Raw genomic sequence first — 26400 nt, 5'->3', positions numbered from 1 at the left:
TTTTGTGCTGATTCTATTTCCCATGATTAACAATCGTTCCGTTAACACTACCAGATTATCAGACAAACCCCATCTATTGCTATCTTCTGATGCAAATCTGACTCAGAAAAAGCAAATATCTCCCTCTAATGACAACCCTATTTTACCTCTATCAATAGCCATTTTAGATCCACCGTTAGAGAGAGAAATTGAACGTTATCAACAAGAAATTGTTCAAGATCCTAATTCAGATTTAGGATATTATAATTTAGCCGTTGCTCTACAAAAGCAAGAATTAATCGATGCCGCTTTAGAAAATTATCAAAGGGCGATCGCACTGAATCCTCAAAGAATTAATGCCTATATTAATTTAGGATTAATTTGGGTTCAGAAAGAGAATTTGTCAGAAGCAATTCAAGTCTTTAATCAAGGTTTAGCCCTTTTCCCTGATTCTGCTAAACTACATCATAACCTCGCCCATACTTACTTTAAACAGGGCAATATTGATGCTGCGATCGCAGGTTATCTGCAAGCAATTCAACTGCAACCGGATTTAAAAGAAGCTTACTTAAATGTAGGAAAAGCCTTTCAAAAGCAAGGCTTACACACCGTTGCTATTCAATATTTTAAACAACTGATTCAGCTTGAACCCGAATCAATTACGGCTCATAGTGAATGTGCTGCTTCACTGTTACAGCAGGATCAACTTTCTGAAGCGATGCTTCATTTTAAAACAATTATTGAATTAGAACAACCCTTTATTACTGCCTATTGTCAAAGTGTTGAATATTTAGACGGTGATGACGAACTTGATCAAGCCAGAATCGCCTGTGTAAAATTCATCCAAGCGTTACAACACAATCCCCAATCAAAGGAAGTTAATCAATATTTTGCTAAAATTAACTTTCATCTCGGAAATACTTTAGCCGAGTATCGAAATTATCCTCAAGCCGAATATTATTATCAAAAATCTATTCAAGCTGATCCAGATGGGATTGCTCCTTATTTAAAATTAGCGCAGTGTTTTATTCATAAAAAAGACCTAGTTAGTGCGGCTATTTATTATCATAAAGCTTTGGGGATTAATCCTGATCAACCCGAAATTTATCAACAGTTAACTGAGGTATTAGAACAACAAAAATTAGATCATAAAAAACACAAGTTATCAAATTTGAAGATTAAATTTTCTGCTGATTTTCATCAATCTGAGCCTACCCATCCTAACTGTCAGGGTTTAGACTGTCCGATTTGTTTAAATCGAGTGTTTAAACGTTTAAAGCCTACTCGGTTAGCAGAAGGAATCTATGACTGTTCTCAACCTCAAGATATTCCTTGGGAATCTCCACCTCCATCTATTACAATTATTCCTCATGGAAAAGCTTGGATAGCTCCTCAAAAAAGTTGGTGGAATGTTTGTAATGCGATCGCGATTCTCAACTCCAAAAATGAACTTTTAACGGATTTATCCCGATTTTATCCCACTCCCTTACCCGGATGTGAAACAATTGATTGGAAGCAACATCAAATCTTTTCTTTAGAAGAATTTCCTCCTTTAGAAAAAATTTCCGGTTCCGTCGCTGTATTATCTGGATTATCAGGAAATGTGTATTTTCATTGGATGGTTGATATTTTACCCCGCTTTGCTATTTTACAACAAGAAAAACCGGATTGGCAATCGATTGATTGGTTTTTAGTGAATAGTATTAAAGCTCCCTTTCAGCGAGAAACATTACAAAAGTTAGGAATTTCTGAATCTAAAATTATAGAAAGCGATCGCCATCCTTATATTCAAGCAAAACAATTAATTATTCCTTCCTTTACCGGGTCAGTGGGATGGGTAACACCTGAAATTATCAACTTTCATCGTCAGTTGTTTTCATCGGCTCTTAGTTCCTCTAAAAATAACTATCCAGAGCGAATTTTTATTCGCCGAAATCAAGCCAAATATCGGCAAATTCTTAATGAAAATGATGTGATTGCTTATGTGAGTGAATGGGGGGTTGTTCCCGTTGAATTAGAAACTTTATCGGTTGAAGAACAAGCTTGTTTATTTGCTCATGCTAAAGTCATTATTACTCCTCATGGTGCAGGATTAACAAATTTAATGTTTTGTCGTCCTGAAACCATTGTAATTGAATTAGTATCTCCCCATTATATTCGTCACTATTACTGGGTAATTAGTCAACAATTAGGACTGAAACATTATTACATTACAGGAAAAGAATTTCCCTGTTATCCCTTGCGACAGTTAATGTATCAATCTCCATTAATCGAGGATATTTATGTCAAAATAAACACTTTAGAAAAAATCTTAAAAATTCTAGATCCTAATCTCCAAGATCAAACTCAAATTTACTCTGATTCTAGTCCAGTTAAAGCGAGAGGGAAACCAAAGGAGAGGCATAAACCCTCTTTAATAAAACCCAAAATAGACTTAATAGATACTGCAATAATTTCGTTAGATTTACAACAGATTGAACAGCAAACTTATCAAGGGAGTTCCAGAGCTAACATGGTTACTACTTCTTACAATAAAAACCGCAATAGTTTTTCCGAAGAATCATCAGTACGAGAATCAAAAATAACTAATAATTTAGGAAATCGGTTAACTTCCTTAGATTTATTTCGTCTCTCTAAACAAGAGAATATAATGGTTGAAGAATCTGATTTACTTGAAATAGAAATCACTTTAAAAACGGCTGAAACTTACTTTGAACAAAAAGACTATCCGCAGGTAGTTCAAGAATGTAAACGAGTAATTGAACTCGATCCCAATACCGTTGATGCTTATCACCTTTTAGGAAAAGCTTTACAAGGCTTAGGTCAACCCGAAGAAGCTCTTAAATGGTATCAAAATGTTGTTAATCTGAAACCAAATGAAGCCGTTGCTCATGGTAATTTAGGGAATTTATACGCTCAACTTAAATACTGGAAGTTGGCAATTCGTTCCTATCAAAAAGCGATTAAATTACAACCCAATTTAGCTCTAGCTCACCGAAACTTAGGAAAAGTTTGGAGTAAAATTGGTAAACCCGAAATAGCTGCTTCCTGTTGGTATCAAGCCTTTAGTTTAGAACCAGAAAATATTAAACCAGAAGAACATCTTTCCCTGGGTAATATTCTATTCCGTCAAGGCAAAATTAATCAAGCCGAAACCTGTTATCGTCAAGCTCTTGAGGGAAATTCTAACCCGGTTGAAGTGTATCACAATTTAGGAGAACTATTCGCAGCACAAGGAAAATGGGCAGATGCTGAAAGTTTTTATCAACAAGCTATTAAGCTTAATCCCAAATCCTTTGAATCTTATAATAGTTTAGGAAAGGTATTAGTTGCTCAAGGAAAATGGGAAGATGTTGTTTCTTGCTATCATCAAGCCTTGGAATTAAATCCTCGGTTACTATTAGCATTACAAAATTTAACTCAAGCTCTTTTACATCATCATAAAGGTGTGGCTGGAAATTCTGACTATCGGCAAGTTTTATTATTAATGGCAGGTAATTTACCCCCTCAACCAATTCTCGCCAGCCCAATGCGTTCTGCTAATATTATTTCTGAAGTCTCTACTCCAAAAAATGCCGTTAATGAATCTATTTCAATGCAACAAGCACAAGAATATTATACTCAACAACAATATGAATCTTGTCTGCGTTTATGTCAGCAACTTTTACAAAAAAGTCCCCAAGATATTGCTGTTTATAAACTATTAGCCAAAGTATTTATTAAACAGGAAAAGCTGGAAAAAGCCAAACAGTGTTATCAAAAAGCTATTTCTTTGCAACCCAAGAATGAAGAATTGTATTTAGAATTAGGTGATATTTTTGCCCAAGATCAACAATGGCAACAAGCGATCGCCTGTTATCAAAAAGCAATTATAATTCAACCCCAAGCCCAAGCCTATCATCAATTATCTCATCTTTGGCAAACATTAGGACGTTCAGAAAATGCCGAAGATTGTATGTATGAAGCCCTACAATTAGCCCCAGAAAAAGCCACATTAAAGGATTATCTCAGCTTAGGAAATGCCCTCTGGAAACGGGGGCAAATGACTCAAGCAATGATTTGTTATCGTCAGGTATTAGACCGTGATCCTCAGCAAATTGTTGCTCATCAACGGTTAGCCCAAGGGTTACAACAACAAAATCAATTGGAAGCCGCCATTGCTCATTATAAGCAAGCCTATCAAGCTGCTATTCAACAAAAAACTGAAAAAAACAAGTCCTCACTCAACCCTGATTTTTCACCGCCCAGTGAAACGGCTTGGTTAGCAGAAACTCAAGCCTTATTAGGAGATATTTATGCACAGCAGGAACAATGGCAAGACGCGATCGTCTGCTATCAAGAAGCGGTAAAATTAAATCCCAAATTAGTCTCTGTTCAAGAAACATTAGGGGATATTTGGTTTGAACAGCAAGACTGGGAATCTGCTATTATTTATTATCGTCAAGTTGTTAAATTGGAACCTAATGCTTGGCGAGTTTATCATAAATTAGGGGATACCTTACGAGAACAGGGAAACCTGAAAGAAGCGGTTAAAGCCTATCGTCAAGCAACAGAATTAGCCAAAAAATTAATTGATTGAAAGTTTCCTGATTTCCTCTGCTGTCTTGGAAAGATTAGGAAAGATAGCAACCTCAGAAAAATTTTATAATCCCTCTCAGCCTAACCATTAGTGAGTTAAGTTATGTCTTTAGATTTAGAACAAGAACTGCAATCTGAAATCTCAAAACGCCGTCATCTATTAGCATCTGGTCGCCTGCAAAAACAAGGTGTTAATATTGCTCAATCTCACTATAATTTAGCTAAAACTTTAGTCGAACAAGAGCAATGTGAAGAGGCTCTCGCAGCTTACAAAGAAGCCATTAAATTACAACCTCAATGGATAGAACCTCGGCAAGCATTAGGAGATATTCTATTAAAATTAGAACAATGGCAAGATGCGATTGATTGTTATCATCAAATTATTCAAATAGAACCCAATATTGCTCAAATCCATCATAATTTAGGTGATGTCCTTCTCAAGTTAGAACAATGGGAAGAAGCCGTAAAAGCCTATCATCAAGCTATTCAATTAAATCCTGAATTTTCCTGGTCTTATAATAATTTAGGGGATGTTTTACTTCAGCAAAAGCAATGGGAAGAAGCTGCAACTGCTTATCGTCATGCAATTGCGTTAAATCCTGATTTTTCCTTATCTTATCATAATTTAGCAGAAGCATTAACTGAATTAGAAGATTGGGAAAATGCGATCGCGGCTTATCAAAAAGCTATCGAGTTAGATCCTGATTTTGTTTGGTCATATTATAATTTAGGGGATGTTTTAGTTAAAAAAGAAGATTGGGAAAATGCGATCGCAGCCTATCGTAATGTTATTAAACTCGATCCAAATTTGCCACAGGTTCATGAAAAGTTAGGGGATGCTCTACAACATCAAATTCAGAGTTATTCTGAAGAAATTTCTCAAGTTTATCACCGAGCAGTTGCAGATAATCCGACGGATTTACAGGTTTATTATAAGGCATTGGAAGTAAACCCCAAAGATGCTGAAATGTGTTTAAAATTAGCTGATATCTTAAGTAAAAAAGGTCAATTAGATCAAGCAACTGTATTTTACAAAATGGCTGCAAAAATTGATGCTAGTAATCCTAAAATTCATCTAAGATCAGGAGATGTTTATTTAACACAAGAAAATATAGTACAAGAGAATCAACTATTTATTTCAGCTAGAAAACATCTGCTCAATCAGGAATACCATCAAGCAATAACAGACTGCGCTCAAGTCATGGGTTTACATCCGAGTATAGCCAATATTTTTCCAATTCTAGCTGAAGCCTACACTAACCAAGAAAAGATTAAAGAAGCAGAATTTTGTTTAAAAAATAGTCAATATATTCGTCAGTTAATCGCTACTCAACAAGTTATCAATAATTGGGGTGCGATCATTACGGGCGAGTCAGATAATGCTCAACCTAAATCTGTTGCTATCAATGATAACTGTATCAACAAAATTATAATTTATACTTGTGTATGGGGACGGCCAGAGTTAACCCGAATTGTTTTATCTTATTATGCACACCTGAAAAAAGAGTTATCGGGTAAAATTCATCTGGAACTTTTGGCAGTTGGTTCTGAAGGGGATGCTTCTCGAAAATTATGTGAAGAATGTGGTTTTGATTATCTTGAATACCCAAATCAACCACTCAGTTCTAAGTGGGAGTATGGTCTTAATCAATGTGCTAATTACGATCCTGATGGGGTTATTATCGTGGGTTCCGATGATATAGTATCTCAGAATTTAATAGAATTTTATGATCGTCAACTGAAAGATAATTTAGTATTTTGTGGCTTACAAGATGCTTATTTCTTTGATGTTAATAATCAAAATTTGGTTTGGTGGACAGGATATAGTGGTAAAAAAGATCCAGTGCGAGTTGGAGAAACCATCGGCATGGGAAGATGTTTATCGAGGACACTCTTGGATAAACTAGAATTTAGCATCTGGAAAGGACTCGATATAAATTCTAGTCTTGATGGTGCTATGACTCGAAAATTGGAACAATTAGGTTTACAGTTATTGGAATATGATAATTGTGTAGCAGCTTATGTGGGTGATAAACAACTTAAAATTGGTCATTGTGGATTTAGAATGGCTGACATAGGAGCTTGTGCCATTGATATTAAATTTTCTGATAATATTACACCCGTTGAAAGATATTTTGAACGTGATGCCAGTGTTTTAGTTTCTCAAGAGCAACCCTGGATAATTTTAGAAAAATGCTTTCCTGCTGATCTTGTTAATCAACTACAAGAATTAACTACTGTAGTCAATTCTCAGCCAATAACTCCTGAATTAAAACCAATATCAAGAAAATCTGATGAAAAGAAAAAGTCAGAAATTTCTTTGAGTATAGGTATAGAAGAAGGGGAAAAAGTTTTTAAACAAGCACTGACATCTCTCCGTAAACAAGAATATGATAAGGTGATCGAAAGATGCTCTCATCTACTAAGTTATTATCCGATGTTTAAGGATGTTTTTCCTTTATTAGCAGAAGCTTACCTCAAAAAAGGAAAAGTAGAGGAAGGACAAAATTTTGGGCAAATTGTTCAGGATGTTAGAAAGTTAATTGCCATTCCTGTGATTAAAAATATTTGGGGTAATGTACTGGAAGATATCTCAGATAGCACAGTAATTTCTAATAGTTACATTGATAGGTTTAAGATTAATAAAATAGTTATTTATACTTGTGTTTGGAAACGTCCAGAGTTAACTCAGATAATTCTTTCTTATTACTCAATGTTAAAAAGGGAGTTAGCTGGCAAAATACAATTAGAGCTTTTGGCTGTGGGTTCAGAAGGAGAAGAATCCCGCAAACTTTGTCAATCTTGTGGATTTGATTATGTTGAATATGAGAATCAACCTTTGAGTGATAAGTGGGAATACGGCATCAACAGATGTCGAGATTATAATCCTGATGCTGTTATTATAGTTGGCTCTGATGATTTAATTTCTCGAAGTTTAATAGAATTTTATGATCAGAAGTTAAAAGAAGGTTTAGTTTTCTGTGGAATAACAGATGCTTACTTTTTTGATTTACAAAAGGAAGACATGATACATTGGATTGGTTATAATGTTGAAACAGATCTTATAAGATTGGGAGAAACCACAGGAATGGGAAGGTGTTTATCTGGAATGTTGCTAGATAGATTAAATTTCAGTCTTTGGCAAAACTTAAATAAAAATCGAGGTTTGGATGGGGCAATGACTCAAATACTATATCAGGCAGGTCTGGAACTACTAGATGAACATAACTCAATTATAACTCAAGTTAATGATCGCTATCTTAAAGTAGGACATTGTGGATATAAGTTGACTGATATTAATGCGATGGCATTAGATATTAAGTTTTCTGAAAATTTGACTACTTTTGAGCGTTATGGTCAGCGTAGTTCTGTTACTGATCAATATAATCCTTGGCAAATTATGTCGGAACATTTTCCAAGTTCAATATTAGATGAACTCAAGGAATTACAATTATCTCACAAAGATATGGTAGTTGATACGACAAAAAATATGAGTAACCAAACTTTTTTCAAAGAACTACCACCATATCATAGTAGTCCGGGTAGTGAAGTTACCAGAAATTTTGTATCTAAAACACCTTACCCTATAGAAATACTGAAAAATTGTCAAGAGTCCTTGTTTTTATTTACTGGTGAATTGGGAAAATATGATGTAATCCATGCAGCAAAAGCTGGACTAAAAAATGTTATTTTGAATGAAATCAATGAAGATTTCCTGAAAAATTTGCAAACTAAATATTTTCCTGAATGGACGTATATAGTTGGCGATGCTTTCAATTTGATTAATCTGTATAGTCAAGAAGATAAATCTTTTGATTTAGTTAACTGTGATCCTTCATCGGGCTTAGTACCCAAGTTATTTGATGAGTATTTTCCTAAACTGTATAAAATAACTCGGAGGTATTTGGTTATGCCCATCACTGGAGATTATCTGGAAAGTAATCAAACTATTGCTGAACCGAAGGTTATTGCTAAAATGATAGAGAAAAAGCACAAAGTTGATATTGAGGTAATAAAACTTGTTCAAAGAAGTACAAATTATCAAGGCTATTATTGGCTGATACTCCAAAAGTCTGGTTGTGATGTTTTTAATTCTTAATTTGAAAATGATTGATGTTAATTATTCATTTTATCTACTAGACAAAGGAATAAATTTATGAACTTAAAAAACTTAAAAATAACTTGGACACAAGAAGATAACATAGTATATCTTCATTTAAACAATGATAAATTTTATTTTGAAGCACCTGAAGGTTACCAAATAAACGAAGTAGATCATGAGGTAAAAGAATTAGCAATATTTCATCTTTTGTGGTACATGGGGTATTTTGAAAAAATAGGCGCATACGAATATCCATCCCATATACATAACAAAATAAATAAACCATTACGTGGACAGAACATTGGTTTGGCATTCAGTAACGGTAATGATTCCTGTGCATCACTATTATGTTTACCCGCCGATCAAACAATACCCATATATTGCTGTAGAGATTTTTCAAAAGAGTCTAGTGTTAAAGTGATTCAGCAAATTTTAAATAAATCAAAAGCTCCTTTTAACATATGTATAGAGGATTGTGTTAATTATAATTATAATGCACTTAGATTTATGGAGAAAGCAAAAATCAAAAATCTAAAAATTGTAAAAACTGATTTTGAATTAATTAGGCCGTATATTTTAAACAATGAAAATAAAAACTATTCATATGGTTTTCACTCAGGAATTGGATATAGTGCAATAATAATATTGTTATCTCAATTTTATAATATTGGTCACATTGCTTTAGGTGGAATTATGGAGTCTGTTTTTCTAGGAACAGGTCATAGATTCATTGACGTAATTGATAAAAAGAGAAAAGGCGAATCTCTCTTTATTAGATGGCATAGAATTTATAAAGCCTATGGTTATAATTTCTTTTATCCTTTAGGCGGCTGTTCTGAAGTTATCACAACAAAGATAATTAACCAAAGCCCATTTAAAGGCACAGCTTGTAGTTGTAATCGCAAGATAGAAAATGATAAAAATTATTGTGAAAATTGTTTCAAGTGTTTTAGGAATTTAGGAATGCAAGGTAAACTAATTAACTACAACCTTAGTTGGGGATCTGTACTATATAAATTTCCTTTGAAAATGGCAACGTCTTCTACATATGCAGCACAAAAATGTGGATATACTAATGAATTTTTAGAACAATATAAGGATATTGATTTATCATATCTTGAAAAATATTATACACCATACTTAGAGGAAGAGAATAATATAATTGATATGGTTCCTAATACATTTAGAGAATATGTAAAAAACAAACTACAAGAATATGGAATCAAACCTATGAATGAAAATGATATAAATAAATTAATACATTGTGGAGACTATTTTGACAACGAAAAGTACAATAATTTACATATAAAAACAAAAGATGATCTGGTTAAATATTTAAAAAAATAGCAAGGTAAGAATATGATTATGATATTACAGTTAAGTCAAAACTCTTTTTGTCAAGCTGTTCACTAATCGGAAAAATTTTTATCAGTTTTCTTGTTACTATAGAATGAATTTGATGATGAATTGTATTCCATAGAGTCAACTCTGTATTTTTGATGAAACCTTTACTGCCAAAGAATTTGATTATAATTGGTATGTTTACTTGAAAAACTTACTGTACAATGATTTGAGAATAGATACTCAATAACTTCTATCAACTCATGGGAATAATTTATGTATTTTAACCTTCACCAACTTTCCGGCTAATACATAAGTAGATACTATGTTTCTTGACGTTACAAATGTAAATATTTTCAATGCTCATCAATGGTTCATAGCGATTTTTAACTTCCTGCAAAGAATCAAACCATCTGACGTGACCTTCACTATCATAAGAAGGAACACTAAACACCACCCATGTACCTACTGGAATTTTACTAATTAGTTCTAAATCAAATGAGATATGCTCTAAAAATTCAAACATTGTTATAATTGAATTATCATTTAGGCTTGGGGGAAAATTAAACAATCGTAAATCCTGCTGATAGAAATTAAATCTAATATCTTTACCGATAAGCGATTGAGCCATATTAATTGCGGTCTCTGAAAAATCATACCCATCATATTTTTCTAAAGTATCTAAATTTGAAGCTAATAATGAAGCAAAGTGACCAGGGCCACAACCCAAGTCCATAAAATATTTTGGTTGAGATACATAATTTTTAATTTGATTAATGCCTTCGCACCAAACTTCATAATAATATTCAATTAATTCAGGTTTTTTCTTATACTTTTCTGAACTTTGATAAACGCTGTTATAAAAATCAGCATCTCTTTCTTGTCCCATAATTTAAGCATTATATAGCAAGTCTATTTGAGTTGTACAAATCAAACCCAGGTCAAACTTTTACCCCGTAAGCATAGCCATGATACAAATGATTTAGACTCGCTATATTGGTCTATAGTTTAGTTTTTAGAATGTATAGCTATTAGTCATAAATTTTACAAATAAGCCGTTATTTGTTTAACTTTTTATAGCACAAAGATTAGAGAACAGAGAGTAAGATAATCATATTGAAAAAATTAGTTATCCTCCTCTCTCAAATTCAGATGATTCTCAGTTAACTTTTACTCTTATTTCCTCAAGCACCTTCTGAATCACATCCTCCCTCAACTCCGGCCAAATCGGTAAACTCAAAACCTCCTGCGCCGCTGCATCACTAACTGGACAAGCCTCATATTGACCCTTATAAACAGGTAACTGGTCTTGGGGTATGGGATAATAGATCATCGTGCCAATGCCCTGCTCAGTTAAATATTGTTGCACCATATCCCGCTTTCCGCCAGTAACTCTAATTGTGTACTGATGAAACACATGACCCTCCACCAAACCCGGAGTCACCAAACCCTCCACATCCTTCAATAACCGATTATAAACCTCAGCTACCCGCCTACGTCCCTGATTCCACTGATCAATATATTGCAACTTCACCCGCAGAATCGCCGCCTGAATCGTATCCAAACGAGAGTTATATCCTAACACTTCATTATGATACTTCTTCTTAGCTCCATGCACCCGCAACATCCCAGCAACTTCCGCAATTTGCTCATCATCCGTAACAATCATTCCCCCATCACCATAACCCCCCAAATTCTTAGACGGGAAAAACGAAAAAGCACCCACATCACCCATTGTACCCACCGCCTTACCCTCATACTTAGCGCCAAAAGACTGAGCACAATCTTCTATCACCTTCAAACCGTATTCCTGGGCAATAGACCTAATCTCTCCCATTGCAGCCGGTTGTCCATATAAATGTACTGGCATGATTGCTTTAGTCCGAGAACTAATCTTAGCCCGAATCTGCTGGGGGTCAATATTATAGGTATTCCCATCAATATCCGCAAATACCACCTTTGCTCCCAAATTACTAATCGATTCCGCCGTCGCAAAAAAAGAAAAAGGAGTCGTAATCACTTCATCTCCTTCCCCAATTCCCGCAGCCCGTAAACCAATCACCAAGGCATCCGTACCCGAATTCACCCCAATGGCATACTTCACCCCCAGATAAGCCGCCACCTCTTGCTCAAACGCTTTAACATCAGGCCCCATAATAAATTGACCCGACTCAATCACCCGATTAATAGCAACCTGAACTTCCTCTTTAATACTTTCGTATTGGGGTTTTAAATCCAAAACCGGAATCTTGGTCTGACTCATTTTTTTATTTTCCTTAGTTTAAATTTGTTTAACTTCTACATCAGAAATCTGCTGATACTTCACCCCAATGGAATCAACCGCATACCCCTGAGCATCAAATTCCAACACATCCCCGTAAGCACTCATCCAACCCATGAGTTGAGCAGGTACCCCCGCCACCATTCCATAAGCGGGAACATCTTTCGTAACTACCGCCCCCGCCGCCACAAATGCACATTCATGCAACGTAATTCCACAAACAATCGTGGCATTTGCCCCAATACTCGCCCCCCGTTTGATCAAAGTAGTTAAATAATCATTACTGGTATTGCGAGGAAACTCAGAACGTGGCGTTTTAATATTGGTAAATACCATACTGGGGCCACAAAAAACATAATCTTCCAGAACTACACCCTCATAAAGGGACACATTATTCTGAATTTTGCATCCATCCCCAATAACTACATTATTAGATACCAAAACATTCTGCCCAAAAGAACAGTTTTTACCAATTTTGGCTTTGCCCATAACATGACAAAAATGCCAAATTTTAGTTCCTTCTCCTATTTCTGCTCCATCGTCCACATAAGCAGATTCATGGACAAAATACTCAGCCATTTAATAACTCCGTAGCTTTCTCTAAAATTTCCACTACCGCCACCCCATTCCAACCATCGGACAGGGGACGTTGACGAGTTTTCACACAATCTAAGAAATGCTGACACTCAATCCTCAAAGGCTGAGAGTCCGCCACTTCCACCACCTCACTGCCGCCATCTCGATTATTGAAATCCTCATCAACCCCCCTATCATAAATCGTGATTTTTTGCAATACCTCATCATAAACCAACATTTGCTTATCTCCAATCACCACGGTATTCCTAGCTAACAAAGGCCAATACCAAGAACAGTGGACATGAGCCGTTTGGCCTCCCGCAAAAACTAAATCAACGTGAACATTATCCTCAATTCCAGGTTGCAACATGGCATGACCACTAGCCGTCACCCCTTGTAACTGGGGTTTTCCCAATAACTCCAAGATTACTGAAATGTCATGGGGCGCAAAAGACCACCAGACATTCTCCTCCCGACGCACCTTACCCAACTTGAGCCGCTGAGTCGCCACATGAAACACATTTCCCGCCTTACCTGTTGCTAAATAATCCCGCATCCAACTAATAGCAGGCTGATACAGTAACAAATGACCTACCATCAAAATTCGAGATTCCCTGTTTGCAAACTCAGCCAAACTCCGCGCTTCATCAGTTCGCAAAGTCATCGGCTTTTCTACAAACACATCCTTACCCGCCTCCAAAGCCATCATTGCCAGTTTATAGTGACTCGGAGCCGGAGTAGCAAAAACAAATGCAGATATATCCGTTGCTAAGGCTTGCTGATAATCTTGATAAACCGATACATCGGGATAACTAGCAACCACCTTTTCTCGCAAACTAGCATCCATTTCTACCACTCCAGCCAATGCTCCCAACTCATAAAAATTGCGAACTAAATTTCGTCCCCAATTTCCCGCACCAACAACTATTACTTGAGTCACAGTAAAACCACCTTTGCTTGATTACAGTCTAAATGTCGAGTCACACCCCGAGTATCAAGAATAATTTGGGCTTTATCTATCAAATTAACATAATCAATCTCAGTATGATCTGTACTAATTAACACCAAATCCGCAGACTCAATTGTTCTATCTGTTAATTCAACCGAAGCCAAATCAAAACCCCCAACTGACAAATTTGTTACATAAGGATCATGGTAAATTACCTCAACCCCATCTTTTAACAACAATTCAATCACCTCAACCGATGGGGACTCCCGCCAGTCTCCCAAGTCTTTTTTATACGCGACTCCCATCACCAAAATGTTTGCTCGACTCGGTGCAATACCTTTTTGATTTAGAACCCGCCAGGTTTTCTCCCTGACAAACTGGGGCATTTTCCGATTAACTTCTCCTGCTAAAGCAATGAAGTGAGTATTAAAATTAAACTCCTTGGCTTTCCACTCTAAATAGTGGGGGTCAAGAGGAATACAATGACCTCCTACTCCTGGCCCTGGATAAAATGGCATGATGCCAAAAGGTTTGGTATTAGCGGCGTCTAAGACTTCCCAGACATTCAGGTTCATACAATCGCACAATATAGTCAACTCATTGACTAAGGCAATATTAACTGCCCTAAAAGTATTTTCAAATACCTTAACTAATTCCGCAGCTTTAGCACTACTAACAGGTACAACATGAAGAATAGTTTGTCTGTAAAACAAAGTTGCAACTTCCAAAGAAACTGGATGAGATGCTCCTACGACTTTATTGGTATTGCGAGTTGTATATCGCTTGTTTCCAGGATCTACTCTTTCAGGAGAGTATGCCAGAAAAAAATCCTTGCCTTCTTCAAGTCCACTCACCTGCTCTAAAATTGGCAACATCACCTCATCCGTAGTCCCGGGATAGGTTGTAGACTCTAGTGTGACAAGCTGTCCCGGTCGTAAATGATTAGCAATTTCAGCAGTAACACTTTCGATGTAACTCAAGTTGGGAGTCAAGTTCTTAGTTAAAGGTGTTGGCACACAAATTACGATAACATCAGCCTCTGAAACTCGCTCAAAATTAGTAACCGCTTGGAATTTGCCGTTATTGACAACCTCATTTAAATCCTCATCTTTGACATCACTAATATAGTTCTCACCATTGTTAATTTGTTCGGCTCTGACTGGGTTCTGCTCTATACCCAGCACCCGAAACCCGACTTTTGCTTTTTCGACGGCAAAAGGTAAACCAACGTATCCTAAACCCACCACTGCGACAATAGCAGTATGATTTTTTATCTTCTCTTTAAGCTGAAGTGCTATTGTTGTTTTTTCCATAATTTGTTAGAAACTGATTATATTTTGAGAATTTTGCCTACGAGCTCATACAATTACGGCTCATATATTAATCCCTGCCATTCAGGTAAATCCGTCAAAAAACAAATATCCAAACTCAAGCGATTTTGAACTGAAAACTTTTTGAACTGCTCTACCCAATCTGAAATAGTTTCTACTCTGTAGTAAGGAGTATATTCCAAAGACCCATCCAGAAATCGAGCCATTTCCTCATATAACCCCCTGTCGTAATGATACCAAGCCAACCATATCAAAGTATGATAACGCACTTGAGATTCCATTTTTTGAATGTGTTCGGGTAAATTGCATTGAGCAAAAAACTTGTCCAACACCTTCACCAAACATTCACCTTGAGTTTTAGTGTTTCTAGTCGTGTTCCCCTGATACCTGCGATAACCTACCGCCACCCGCGGCCACCAAGCCGCTTCACACCCCATTAACCCCAAACGCAACACTAAATCAACATCATGGGATTGTCGTAACTCCCCATCAAACCCCCCCACCTGTTGTAACCAGCCTTGACGAATCATGATTCCACTGGTTTTTACAGGTTTATACATTAACCAACTTTCTAAATTCAGATCAGGAACATCATGCCAAGGTTCCACATCAATAATTTTCTCACCTCCTCCATCCACAATTCGCCAGCCTGTATGCACACTTCCCAAACTAGGCTGTTGCTCAAAACAATTCACTTGTTCTGCTAACTTTTCCGGTAAAATCCAAAAATCATCCGCATCCAAAAAAGCAATAAATTCACCCTGAGCTTTTTTAATCCCTAAATTACGAGCGACAGCCGAACCTTGATTCTGTTGATAAAAATATCTAATTTTATTTGAGTAATGTTCTAAAACTTGACAAGTTTCATCCATTGAACCATCATCAATAACAATAATTTCATAATCTTGGTAGGTTTGCATTAAAACACTGTCAATCGCTTCAGGAAGAAAGCGATCGCAATTATAAGTCGGAATAATTACACTGACTCTAGCCATTAAAATTGCTGTTAATTAATCCGGTTTAAATTATTTATGGGATACCAGTTATTCTCTAATAATTGTTCAAAATTTTATTATAAATGCGATCGCTCCAAAAGATAAACCCCCCCTGACCAAAGTATATTTAGGAAGATGTAGCTGACTAAATCAAGCCACTATTAGCTGATCAACAGGCTGTCCAAATTAGCCCTAAGTCACTATTAATTTAGTAAATCCAGCTTGCTCAAAATGTCGATCAGATGTAAACGCATCAGTAATACCTTCTTGCCTCATCACAACAAAACTAATACAATCAGTTAGCCCCCAATCTTTGTCAGAATACTGATGGTAAATCGCCCAACCCTTGTCCAACAAATTTGGATCTAAAGGGATAACTTGAATCACATCGGTCGCCTTTTTAATCCCATTAATATAAGCATAAGTTTTCTGGCGCAAATTCGTACTGCATAAAGCATCAGCCACTTCTAACAAAACAAACTCTGTTGTCACTAAAGTAATCTTCTGTTGCTTAAGTTTCAACAGAATTTGTTCAGATTGAGCCGCGAGATGATCACTCTGATTAATCAAAGCTATCCAAGCCGATGTATCGACAAAAACTTTATGTCCCTTGATCATCGTGCTTAGGTGTACCATACAAATAATGATCGTGTTGATCTGCTAAATCAGGTATTCCCGTTTCCATTTGACAATCTTCTATAACCGATAACAACCTGTCCCACCCAGATTCAGATTCATCCGATGATACACTTACTGTTGTAGCAGTTGTCGGTGTATCCAAGAAAGTTATAATAACTGGGTGAAATTCGCCATAAGAAACTTGTTCACTGGGATGAACTACCCCATCTTTAAAAATACCCCTAATTGACTGCATAAAGCCCCCTCTCCCATGGGAGTTAGACCGAGAAACAATCCCTGCCCAGACTTAGACAGAGAATCCTATCCTTGATGTTAACATACAAACGCTTCACCGAAAAAAGCGATCGCAATTATAAGTCGGAATAATTACACTGACTCTAGGCATCTAATTAGCCTTTAATATTTAATATAATTATACTTCTGTTTAACTAAATCATAAAATATAGTGAAACTCTTTATCTGAAAAAGGGATAAAATCTACTCGAAGCTAGATCTTATCCCTTTTCTGAAACACCGCTTGTTAAGCGACATTTCCTAAACGTTTGCGTTTCAGGAATAATCCCCCTAAAACACCCGAAGTTAATAACCCTAAAATCGTTCCCGGTTCAGGAACAACAGCATTAATTGTTGTCGTTCCACTGACTTCATTGGCGGTGACAACTAGAGGTTTTCCGGTGGGACTATCTTCCGCCGAAATAAACAATAGACCTTCAGTACCGAGATCGCCAACAGCTAATAATTGTTCTGGGGTTGGGATAGGATCTCCATCTTCATTAACATCGAAAGCAACATTAAAGTTGCGATTATTAGAATAGTTAACAAAGAAAGGATTCAAGGGATCAGTAATATCATAAATCATCACCCCACTGATACGTTCTAAACCAATAAACGCATAGGTGCGACCATTAATTTTTCCAATTGTTACCCCTTCTGGTTCCGGCCCTTTGGCATCACTGCGACTATCAAAATTATTTTCTGTGTTATCAGAGTTGAAAAACTTTGGATATAAATCGGCTGTGATTTTTTCAAACTGATCGCCACTATCAAAGACTAAATTGCCTTTCTCATCCAAAATCGAAAAACTACGACCCCCAAAAGTATAAAGTTCATCATAGTCTCCATCCCCATCCGTATCTCCCATTTGATTACTTACAATCAAACGACCTAAATTTTTCTTTTTTTGTAGTTCTGCTGCATTGGGAAATGCGGTTGGATCAAGAACTAAATCTGCAACCCGGACTTCTTCACTAAACCCATCTTCATCAATACTAGAACCTTCATTCGCTGTGACTAAATAGGTTTTGTCACCCACGCTATAGGATTTAATTTCATCAGGTTGATACATCCCATAGAGATTGGAATAGTTGGTGATATTAATGGCATCATCTTTATCACTAACATCTAAATCATTTCCGGGTAGGCTGTGATCTTTAAATCCTAATCCAACAATCTCAGTAAATTCTTCGCTGATTAGATCTAATAAACCTAAAGCATTATTTTCTTGGAAGGTCACCCAAGCTTTAGTTCCATCGTCAGAAACAGTAATATATTCGGGTTCTAGGGACTGAGCAACGGTGATCCCCTCTGGCCCAAAAATCCGCACATTTTCTCCAAGTTTATCGTTTTTTGATCCGCCAATATTAAAATCCGTTAAACCAATCAATTTCTCAGTCGGACTTTCCCCTAAAAATAGTTTTTCTAAGTCGATTAAACTCACAGAACCTTCTGGGTTGACGTTAGTTTCATAGTTAGCCTCTCCTTCATTTGCTACTAATATTTTTTTCCCATCTGGAGTAAAGGTTAAAGTATCGGGTAACGCACCAACCTGTATGGAAGAATTGCTTAAATTTCCGTTAAATAAACTACCATCAGGATTAAAAAACAGTAAGCTTCCAGGGCTTTGAGTATCCACATTTTTAACGGATACCGCAAATAAACTTCTATTATTGTAGCTGGTTTGGTTAACACTCAAAACAGTCCCAAAGGAAGGATCAAACAGGGTGACATCAATACTTTGCTGAAGTAAAGGATTGGTGGGATCTTGGATATTGAGAATGTCAATAGAATCGGTACTCTGATTCATAACAAATAAATTGGCTGATTCGGGATCAAAGGAAGAGATTAATGAAGCTCCATCATCAAAAATTCCGGTTGAGTAGGTTCCCAAGGGTTGTAATTTAATAGCCATTGCAGGCGTAGCCATCAAACTGAAAAAGAAAGTTGAGGGAAGAACTAAATTGATCCAGTGTTGCGTCTTGATAAAACCGATGCTTTGACCCTGATTGTTTAACATAAATCCATTGTCTCCTGATATTAAATTCTGGGAAGAATTAATGTTCAGTATCCTTGCTTATATCGGGTTTAACTCTAAGATTAAACTCATTTATTCCTCGAAAAAGGGCTGATCTAGCAACAGATTAGGGTGCATCTCAAACCCTGAGCGAGGACAATTCACAAGGACTTGCTGATCAATTAATTTTCGGTAAATATTCGGAATTCTTACATGGCTGGGAAAAAAAGACAAGTTTTGATCAGAGAAAATACGGATGTTTTTACGAAATCTTTAAAAAAGATCTTCAAAATTCCGATTATCTCCTGTAAATTTTCGGATTGCATGACTCCGTATTAATACAGACAAGGGGTTCAGAGTTTGTTAAAATCACGGATAAGTTGCAATTTCAGGACAAGCCTCTGTTCGAGAGTTCTGTATCTTGACAAAAATCATCGCTGTATGATTTCAATTCAGGACTAAGCCTCTACTGGTGGCTTTTGGCATCTACCCCAGGGTCAAATTTCGTCTAGTGAACTCAGGTGCAATCGTCAAGAAATCAAGAAATACAGAGAACTTCCCCCTAGTAGATCTCCTTGAGAGAGTCATAGATCATGTTGAATAAAATTTTGGGAAACCTCTTACTTCTGGGTGTTGTAACCCTTACGGTTGCTTGCACTCAGACTTCACCGACCCCCTCGGCGATGACACCAACAGCGACTCCTACAGGTACAAAAACCCTGGTGATTGGGGATGTAACGAACCAACCCGCTAAAAAAATTACCCGCTATCAACCTTTAGCGGACTATTTAGCAGCACACTTATCTCAATTCGGGATTGGTGTGGGGGAAGTTAAAGTCGCACCCGATGTGGGAACAATGGCGGAATTTCTCAAGTCTGGCCAAGTCGATCTCTACTTTGATAGCCCCTATCCGGCGATGATTGCGACCAACAAATCCGGTGCTCAAGCCATTCTGCGACGTTGGAAGGGAGGAGATGCTATCTATCGCACGATTATTTTTTCCCTAAAAGATACAGGGATTGAACGCCCCGAAGACTTAAAGGGAAGAATGATGGCTTTTGATGATGTCACTTCAACCTCTGGATTTGTTTTACCCTTTGTTTACCTCAAGGAAAAGGGTTTGAAACTCAAGGGGAAGGACTCTACCACTGATGAAGTCGCAAGTGATGAAGTGGGGTATGTTTTTAGTCAAGATGATCAAAATAATATTCAATGGGTGATTAGCGGTAAAGTCGATGCGGCGGCGGTTGATCATCGCAGTTATTTAGATATTCCCGAACAAAGTCGCAATGCGATGGTGATTTTAGGGGAAACGGAAGAAGTGGCGAGACACGTTGTTTTAATTCGATCCGGTTTACCTCCTGAACAGGTGGAAGCCATTAAACAGATTATGGTAGCTATGGATCAAACCCCTGAAGGAAAGGCTGTCTTAGAACAGTTTGAGGAAACGGCTAAGTTTGATGCTTTCCCAACCCAAAAAGACATCGCCAGAATGCAAGAATTATATGAACAAGTTCAAAACAGGTGAGTTGGATGCTCCAATTCCGACACAAACGATTATCATTAGCCACAAAACTTTCGGTAGCTATGACCAGTTTGGTAATTGTGGCGGTGGCGGGTGTCACTTGGCTTTCACTGCACCGTCAACAACAAACGTTTCGCCAAGAACTGGAACAACAAGCTGAACTTTTACTTAATACTTTAGCTGTTACGACTTCCGATCCGCTTTACAATTTAGATGCGGATTTTTTAGAAGAAATTATGCAGCAATTGGGACGAAATAATGTCTTAGTTGCGGGTCGAGTTTATGAAAAAGACGGACGGGTTGTAGCAGATGCTTATAGTAATTCAGTTCTGACCTATGGAATTAAACCCGATCCGTTAGGTAAACAATTAATTCAAAGTGATCAGCCGATTTTTCTATGGGAAGCCAATCAATTATTGGCGGGTCGTGCAGTCGTGGTCGGTCGTCAACGTTTGGGAGCCGTAAGTGTCGGGTTGTCAACGGCTCCTTTATACAAAAAAATGGAAGAAGTTCGCACTCAAGGGATTATTGTTGCGTTGATCGCAGCAGGTGCAGGAACGTCTTTGGCGTTGTTTATTAGTCGTTCCATTACTGAACCCTTACAACAGATGACTATAGCAACACAACAATTAGCCGCCGGAGATTTGAGCCGAAAAATTGAGATTAATAGCCAGGATGAATTAAAAGTTTTGGCGGATTCATTTAATAGCATGACGGATCAGTTACGGGATTTAATTCAGAGTAAAGAACAGTTAATTAAAAGCTTAGAATTAAGAGCAGAAGATTTACGTCAAAGTGAAGCTAAAAACCGAGCTTTATTAAATGCTATCCCTGATTTGATGTTTCGATTTAATCGAGAAGGACTGTTTTTAGATTTTAAGGCTCCCAGAGGCGATCATTTCTTGCGATCGCTGGGTAAATTTATGAATCGGACGGTTTATGATTTACTGCCTGATTATATTGCCCAAACTTATATTCACTATGTTACTACAGCTTTAGAAACTCACACGGTACAGATTTTTGAGTATGAATGGTTTGTTCAAGGTAAACGTCGTCATTTTGAAGCCCGAATTGTGGTCAGTGGTCAGGAAGAAGTCTTAGCCATTGTTCGGGATATTACCGAAAGTAAATTAGCCCAAATTGAATTGCAGCAAGCGATGGAAGTGGCTGAAGCAGCGAACCACGCTAAAAGTGAATTTTTAGCGCGAATGAGCCATGAATTACGCACCCCTTTAAATGCAATTATTGGTTATAGTGATTTGCTTCAAGAAGATGCTAAGGATTTAGGATATTTGGATTTAGTTCCTGATTTAGAACAAATTAAAACATCAGGAATGCACTTATTAGCTATTATTCAAGATATTTTAGATATTTCTAAATTAGAATCAGGAGAGATGACCGTTCATTTAGAGAGTTTTGATCTTTCTACTTTGATTAATGAAGTTCAATCTACAATTCAACCCTTAATTCAGCAAAATAATAATACTTTAATTATCAAGGGGTCGAATTATTTAGGAAAAATGATTTCAGATCGCACAAAAGTCAAGCAAATTTTATTAAATTTATTAAGTAATGCGACTAAATTTACAGAAGCAGGAGTTATTACCCTCAGCATCTCTAATTCTTCAAGTCAGCAAGTTTCGAGTCAACATCAACCTAGCTTACTCCCTTCTTCTGTTAATCAGGCTCTCTCTTTCAAAGGGGAAGATTGGATCACATTTAGTGTTTCTGATACCGGAATTGGCATGACACCTGAACAAATTGAAAAAGTGTTTAAACCTTTTATTCAAGCTGATAATTCTACAACTCGTAAGTATGGGGGTACGGGTTTAGGATTGTCCATTACTCAACGATTTTGTGAATTAATGGGAGGAAATATTATCGCTTCCAGTGAAATTAATATGGGTTCAACTTTTACGTTTTACTTACCTAGAGTTCTTGAAGAAATTCCCCCTAAACAGGAGACAGAAGACCCGCTCAAAGAGACAAGAGACAGAAGACACATATAATTATTCATTAGTTTAATATACCAAGTTGAATCAAGAGCTTGGAATAGAGGTGATCAGATGGATATATTCAAAGGATCAATCTGGCTTTAGTATTGAATTTGAGTTATGGGGAACGGAATTGATCCCTGGGACTTCCCCGAAGTTTTCGGCGACTTTTAAATTGATAGCAATCTCTAACTTATTCTAACCTGCTAAAACCAGTCTGTACAGTTAATTTTCAACAATACAGGAATAAATGCCAAAACGGTATTAATCTATTGTTTAGTTCAAAAAGTTATGAGGTGCGTGCGCGGAGCTTACGCACCCTACTGATTACTATTACTTTTTGGTGGCTTGTTATTTCAAAAAAGTTTGGGATTTGAAATTATTATAATAATCCCTATCTATTATCAGTGGGTTGGGGATTTTCCCCAATTGTGCATTTGTTCTAAAATCGGTTTTAATCCTTCCCCTAATTCCGTTAATGAATATTCAACTTTGGGCGGAATTTCAGCATAAATTTGGCGATGAATAATCCCATCTGCTTCTAGTTCTCGCAATTGTTCTGTGAGCATTTTATGGGTAATTCCCTGAATAGAACGTTGGAGTTGATTAAATCGTTTTACCCCTATCCATAACTCTTGAATAATTAAAATTTTCCAGCGTCCACTCATCACTTTTAAAGTGATTTCAGCCGGACAGGTTGATTTGTTTAAAGGCAGTTCAGACCCTTGCATAGTTCCAAGTTCGGACGTTACGAACGAAAAAGTGCGTACTTCCCATTCTACTGTTTTTTCTTTAAATTAAAAGGGTAGGGTTGAATTAAAAGAAATATGATTACAGTTCGCAAGTCTCAAGAACGAGGACATATTAAAATTGATTGGTTAGAAAGTTATCATAGTTTTTCCTTTGGGAATTATTATGATCCTCAATATCAGGGATGGAGATCCCTACGAGTAATTAATGAAGATTGGGTACAACCCGGTAAAGGCTTCCCGACTCATCCCCATCGAGATATGGAAATTATCACCTATATTTTGCAGGGTTCGCTGGAACATAAAGATAGTTTAGGAACAGGATCTATTATTCAACGAGGGGAAGTTCAACGCATGAGTGCGGGGACTGGAATTCGTCATAGTGAATTTAATCCGTCTACAACTGAGGCGGTGCATTTATTACAAATTTGGCTAATTCCTGATACTGAAGGTTTATCACCGAACTATGAACAGCAATCTTTTAATCTATTAGAACATCCCGGTCAATTACAATTAATTGCCTCATCTCATGATGTTGATCAAGCTGTAAAAATCCATCAAGATGTTAATTTATATGCGGCCCTTTTGCAAGCGGGCGATCGCATTTCCTATTCCCTCCCTCCTCAACGTTATGCTTGGGTACAAGTGGCTAAAGGTGAAGTAATTCTCAATGACATCTCTTTAACAGTCGGTGATGGTGTTGCGATCGCTCAAGAACCTGAAATAACTCTCACCGCTTCCAGCGATGCTGAAATCTTGCTGTTTGATTTAGCTTAATTTTTTACCAGAGTAAGGGTGTTGTGAGAACATCTTTACTCTGGTTTGGGACTAAACATAAAACCCTAACAGACGGGTTGCGAAATAACCGTATCTCTAATAACTTTTTATCGCTATATTTACAGTAATATTGAATGTAGTCTAAAGTTAGATTTGTCCCTGGTGCGATCGCACCGTTAGGAAAACAATCGGATGTTATGACAATTGACCAAACCCTTCAATTTAACACCTGCGGATCAACACAGTGACTTTCACTGATCAAATTTAAGTTCCTGGGGTAGCTTAGTTACAAAAATTCCTCTAAAATGGCTAATCAAAATTCTATTGGCTCGGATCTTACCTTTTCGTTTTAAAATCTTAACATATTGTAAATCTATCTAGCTCCGATAACCTAGTATTTCCATTAACTCCCTATGGCTATTGGCTATCTCGCCCTGGTTCTCCATGCCCATCTTCCTTTTGTCCGCCATCCTGAAAGTGACTATGTATTAGAGGAAGAATGGTTATTTGAAGCAATTACCGAAACTTACATCCCCTTAATCCAAATGTTTGAAGGGTTAAAGCGGGACGGAATTGATTTCAAAATGACCATGAGTTTAACTCCTCCTCTGGTGTCCATGTTGCGAGACCCGCTCCTTCAGGAACGCTATGATCAACATCTCACCCTCCTCCAAGACTTAATCGAACAGGAAATCGATCGTCATCAAAAAAATGGGCATCTTCGTTATCTGGCGGAACATTATGCTGAAGAATGGCAGAACGCCCGTAAACTTTGGGATCACTACAACGGTGATTTAGTCACAGCTTTTAAGCAATTTCAAGATAGCAATAATTTAGAAATTATCACCTGCGGTGCGACTCATGGCTATTTACCTCTGATGAATATGTATCCCCAAGCGGTTTGGGGACAAATAGAAGTCGCCTGTCAACATTATGAAGATACCTTTGGCCGTCGTCCCCGTGGAATTTGGTTGCCCGAATGTGCCTACTATAATGGCTTAGAAAGAATGTTAGCCGATGCTGGAATTCGCTATTTTCTCACCGATGGTCATGGAATTCTCTATGCACGTCCCCGTCCCCGTTTTGGCACCTATTCCCCCGTCTATACAGAATCGGGTGTGGCGGTGTTTGCACGGGATAATGAGTCTTCTCAGCAAGTTTGGTCTTCAGAAGTGGGTTATCCAGGGGCGTCGGAATACCGAGAATTTTACAAGGATTTGGGCTGGGAAGCGGAATATGAGTATATTAAGCCCTATATCATGCCCAATGGTCAGCGCAAAAATACTGGGATTAAGTATTACAAAATTACAGGTCGGGGTCTAGGACTCGGAGACAAGGAACTCTATGACCCCTATTGGGCTAGGTTGAAAACGGCTGAACACGCGGCGAATTTTGTATTAAACCGTGAGCGCCAAGTTGAACATCTGCATGGAATTATGCAGCGTCCGCCGATTATTGTTTCTCCCTACGATGCGGAATTATTCGGACATTGGTGGTATGAGGGGCCTTGGTTTTTGGATCAATTATTCCGCAAAACTTGGCAAAATCAAAAGGTTTATGCCATGACCCATTTAGCGGATTATCTTCAAGCCTATCCGACTCAACAAGTCTGTCATCCGGCTCAGTCGAGTTGGGGATATAAAGGATTCCATGAATATTGGCTCAATCATACCAACGCTTGGATTTATCCCCATCTCCACAAAGCCGCCGAACGGATGATTAAAATGGCGGGTCGAGAACCCCGCAGTGACCTAGAATTACGGGCACTCAATCAAGCGGCGCGAGAATTATTGTTAGCACAGTCCTCCGACTGGGCATTTATCATGAGTTCGGGAACTATGACTCCCTACGCCGTGCGTCGTACCCGTTCCCATCTGATGCGATTTAATAAAATCTACGAGGATATCAAAATTGGCAAAGTTGACTCTGGTTGGCTGGAAAAGGTCGAAGCCATTGACAATATCTTCCCCAATATCGATTTTCGCGTCTATCGACCGTTGATGTGAAATTGTTGGCTGTTGACTGTTGACTGTTGACTGTTGACGGTTAACAGGTGTGTGGAACAGGCATCTTGCCTGTTAACTGGGGTGTCGGGTTTCAGGTGTCGGGTTTCAGCGAGCGAGGAGGCTCCCCCTGTTCCCTGTTCCCTGTTCCCTGTTCCCTCCGCTATATTTGTGAATTCTAAGAATAATGTAAATTTTTGTTAAGTTAGGGCATTTTGTAAAATAGAATACAGAATCTTCTGGTATATTAAAAGTTGAAGACCAAAACAGCCTTTTCTTTTTGAGGCTAA

At 37.5% G+C, this 26400-nt stretch carries 17 protein-coding genes; 7 read left to right on the top strand and 10 right to left on the bottom strand.

Translation table 11 applies throughout. The features are described from left to right. Window positions 1-22 precede the first annotated feature (22 nt). The 3 genes from PL8927_RS06260 to PL8927_RS06250 all read left to right on the top strand — a co-directional run bounded on the left by PL8927_RS06260 (window position 23) and on the right by PL8927_RS06250 (window position 10006). Window positions 23-4558 carry a tetratricopeptide repeat protein gene (locus PL8927_RS06260; RefSeq protein WP_083618691.1) on the top strand — a complete coding sequence of 1512 codons (4536 nt, stop codon included), beginning with the start codon at window positions 23-25 and terminating at the stop codon, window positions 4556-4558. A 102-nt stretch (window positions 4559-4660) separates the two neighbouring features. Next, the gene (locus PL8927_RS06255; protein WP_083618689.1) at window positions 4661-8656 is read left to right on the top strand and encodes a tetratricopeptide repeat protein; all 3996 of its coding nucleotides are present in this window, start codon (window positions 4661-4663) and stop codon (window positions 8654-8656) included. 57 nt (window positions 8657-8713) lie between these two features. Beyond that, window positions 8714-10006, top strand: a complete 1293-nt coding sequence (locus tag PL8927_RS06250; protein WP_083618687.1) for a DUF6395 domain-containing protein — start codon at window positions 8714-8716, stop codon at window positions 10004-10006. Between the two features lie 277 nt (window positions 10007-10283). Here the strand turns inward: PL8927_RS06250 and PL8927_RS06245 are convergent, their stop codons facing one another. The 9 genes from PL8927_RS06245 to PL8927_RS06205 form a co-directional block, all read right to left on the bottom strand. Beyond that, entirely contained in the window at window positions 10284-10889 is a 606-nt protein-coding gene (locus tag PL8927_RS06245; protein ID WP_083618685.1) for a class I SAM-dependent methyltransferase, read from the bottom strand. A gap of 270 nt (window positions 10890-11159) precedes the next feature. Beyond that, window positions 11160-12263, bottom strand: coding sequence for a DegT/DnrJ/EryC1/StrS family aminotransferase (locus tag PL8927_RS06240; protein ID WP_083618683.1), 1104 nt, complete (start codon window positions 12261-12263; stop codon window positions 11160-11162). Between the two features lie 18 nt (window positions 12264-12281). Further along, a complete protein-coding gene (locus PL8927_RS06235; RefSeq protein WP_083618681.1) occupies window positions 12282-12860 on the bottom strand; it encodes an acyltransferase in 579 nt (192 codons plus the stop codon). Beyond that, window positions 12853-13797: a Gfo/Idh/MocA family protein gene (locus PL8927_RS06230; RefSeq protein WP_083618679.1), complete on the bottom strand. Its 945-nt coding sequence runs from the start codon at window positions 13795-13797 to the stop codon at window positions 12853-12855. Before PL8927_RS06230 ends, PL8927_RS06235 begins: the two co-directional genes overlap by 8 nt. Beyond that, a complete protein-coding gene (locus PL8927_RS06225; RefSeq protein ID WP_083618677.1) occupies window positions 13794-15119 on the bottom strand; it encodes a nucleotide sugar dehydrogenase in 1326 nt (441 codons plus the stop codon). The genes PL8927_RS06230 and PL8927_RS06225 overlap by 4 nt, the downstream gene beginning before the upstream one ends. Window positions 15120-15172: 53 nt before the next feature. Further along, the gene (locus tag PL8927_RS06220) at window positions 15173-16132 is read right to left on the bottom strand and encodes a glycosyltransferase family 2 protein (RefSeq protein WP_083618675.1); all 960 of its coding nucleotides are present in this window, start codon (window positions 16130-16132) and stop codon (window positions 15173-15175) included. A 192-nt stretch (window positions 16133-16324) separates the two neighbouring features. Continuing rightward, a complete protein-coding gene (locus tag PL8927_RS06215) occupies window positions 16325-16750 on the bottom strand; it encodes a type II toxin-antitoxin system VapC family toxin (protein ID WP_083618673.1) in 426 nt (141 codons plus the stop codon). Beyond that, a complete protein-coding gene (locus PL8927_RS06210) occupies window positions 16734-17006 on the bottom strand; it encodes a hypothetical protein (RefSeq protein WP_083618672.1) in 273 nt (90 codons plus the stop codon). The genes PL8927_RS06215 and PL8927_RS06210 overlap by 17 nt, the downstream gene beginning before the upstream one ends. A 285-nt stretch (window positions 17007-17291) precedes the next feature. Next, window positions 17292-19064, bottom strand: coding sequence for a choice-of-anchor I family protein (locus PL8927_RS06205; RefSeq protein ID WP_083618670.1), 1773 nt, complete (start codon window positions 19062-19064; stop codon window positions 17292-17294). A 590-nt stretch (window positions 19065-19654) separates the two neighbouring features. Here PL8927_RS06205 and PL8927_RS06200 point away from each other — a divergent pair. Together PL8927_RS06200 and PL8927_RS06195 are read left to right on the top strand one after the other, a co-directional pair. Beyond that, on the top strand, window positions 19655-20590 hold the full coding sequence (locus PL8927_RS06200) for a phosphate/phosphite/phosphonate ABC transporter substrate-binding protein (protein ID WP_083618668.1): 936 nt from the start codon (window positions 19655-19657) through the stop codon (window positions 20588-20590). A gap of 5 nt (window positions 20591-20595) precedes the next feature. Then, window positions 20596-22596: an ATP-binding protein gene (locus PL8927_RS06195; RefSeq protein WP_083618667.1), complete on the top strand. Its 2001-nt coding sequence runs from the start codon at window positions 20596-20598 to the stop codon at window positions 22594-22596. Window positions 22597-22985: 389 nt separating this feature from the next. Here the strand turns inward: PL8927_RS06195 and PL8927_RS06190 are convergent, their stop codons facing one another. Then, the gene (locus tag PL8927_RS06190) at window positions 22986-23312 is read right to left on the bottom strand and encodes a winged helix-turn-helix transcriptional regulator (RefSeq protein ID WP_083618665.1); all 327 of its coding nucleotides are present in this window, start codon (window positions 23310-23312) and stop codon (window positions 22986-22988) included. 96 nt (window positions 23313-23408) lie between these two features. Here PL8927_RS06190 and PL8927_RS06185 point away from each other — a divergent pair, with 96 nt between their 5' ends. Both PL8927_RS06185 and PL8927_RS06180 read left to right on the top strand, forming a co-directional pair. Beyond that, window positions 23409-24107 (top strand): pirin family protein, encoded by a 699-nt coding sequence (locus PL8927_RS06185; RefSeq protein WP_083618663.1) that lies wholly within the window; start codon window positions 23409-23411, stop codon window positions 24105-24107. A 413-nt stretch (window positions 24108-24520) separates the two neighbouring features. Then, complete coding sequence (locus PL8927_RS06180; protein ID WP_083618661.1) at window positions 24521-26113, top strand: glycoside hydrolase family 57 protein; 1593 nt, start codon at window positions 24521-24523, stop codon at window positions 26111-26113. Window positions 26114-26400 lie beyond the last annotated feature (287 nt).

Source organism: Planktothrix serta PCC 8927 (genome assembly GCF_900010725.2).
Classification (GTDB): Bacteria; Cyanobacteriota; Cyanobacteriia; order Cyanobacteriales; family Microcoleaceae; genus Planktothrix; species Planktothrix serta.
This window is presented reverse-complemented; position numbering and strand designations above follow the sequence as displayed.

Excerpts from the sequence above, each read along its gene's own strand:
- PL8927_RS06195 (WP_083618667.1), top strand. The coding sequence starts at position 20,596 with ATGCTCCAATTCCGACACAAACGATTATCATTAGCCACAAAACTTTCG.
- PL8927_RS06180 (WP_083618661.1), top strand. The coding sequence starts at position 24,521 with ATGGCTATTGGCTATCTCGCCCTGGTTCTCCATGCCCATCTTCCTTTT.
- PL8927_RS06210 (WP_083618672.1), bottom strand. The coding sequence starts at position 17,006 with ATGCAGTCAATTAGGGGTATTTTTAAAGATGGGGTAGTTCATCCCAGT.
- PL8927_RS06225 (WP_083618677.1), bottom strand. The coding sequence starts at position 15,119 with ATGGAAAAAACAACAATAGCACTTCAGCTTAAAGAGAAGATAAAAAAT.
- PL8927_RS06205 (WP_083618670.1), bottom strand. The coding sequence starts at position 19,064 with ATGTTAAACAATCAGGGTCAAAGCATCGGTTTTATCAAGACGCAACAC.
- PL8927_RS06200 (WP_083618668.1), top strand. The coding sequence starts at position 19,655 with ATGTTGAATAAAATTTTGGGAAACCTCTTACTTCTGGGTGTTGTAACC.
- PL8927_RS06185 (WP_083618663.1), top strand. The coding sequence starts at position 23,409 with ATGATTACAGTTCGCAAGTCTCAAGAACGAGGACATATTAAAATTGAT.
- PL8927_RS06260 (WP_083618691.1), top strand. The coding sequence starts at position 23 with ATGATTAACAATCGTTCCGTTAACACTACCAGATTATCAGACAAACCC.
- PL8927_RS06215 (WP_083618673.1), bottom strand. The coding sequence starts at position 16,750 with ATGATCAAGGGACATAAAGTTTTTGTCGATACATCGGCTTGGATAGCT.
- PL8927_RS06255 (WP_083618689.1), top strand. The coding sequence starts at position 4,661 with ATGTCTTTAGATTTAGAACAAGAACTGCAATCTGAAATCTCAAAACGC.
- PL8927_RS06245 (WP_083618685.1), bottom strand. The coding sequence starts at position 10,889 with ATGGGACAAGAAAGAGATGCTGATTTTTATAACAGCGTTTATCAAAGT.
- PL8927_RS06190 (WP_083618665.1), bottom strand. The coding sequence starts at position 23,312 with ATGCAAGGGTCTGAACTGCCTTTAAACAAATCAACCTGTCCGGCTGAA.
- PL8927_RS06250 (WP_083618687.1), top strand. The coding sequence starts at position 8,714 with ATGAACTTAAAAAACTTAAAAATAACTTGGACACAAGAAGATAACATA.
- PL8927_RS06235 (WP_083618681.1), bottom strand. The coding sequence starts at position 12,860 with ATGGCTGAGTATTTTGTCCATGAATCTGCTTATGTGGACGATGGAGCA.
- PL8927_RS06220 (WP_083618675.1), bottom strand. The coding sequence starts at position 16,132 with ATGGCTAGAGTCAGTGTAATTATTCCGACTTATAATTGCGATCGCTTT.
- PL8927_RS06240 (WP_083618683.1), bottom strand. The coding sequence starts at position 12,263 with ATGAGTCAGACCAAGATTCCGGTTTTGGATTTAAAACCCCAATACGAA.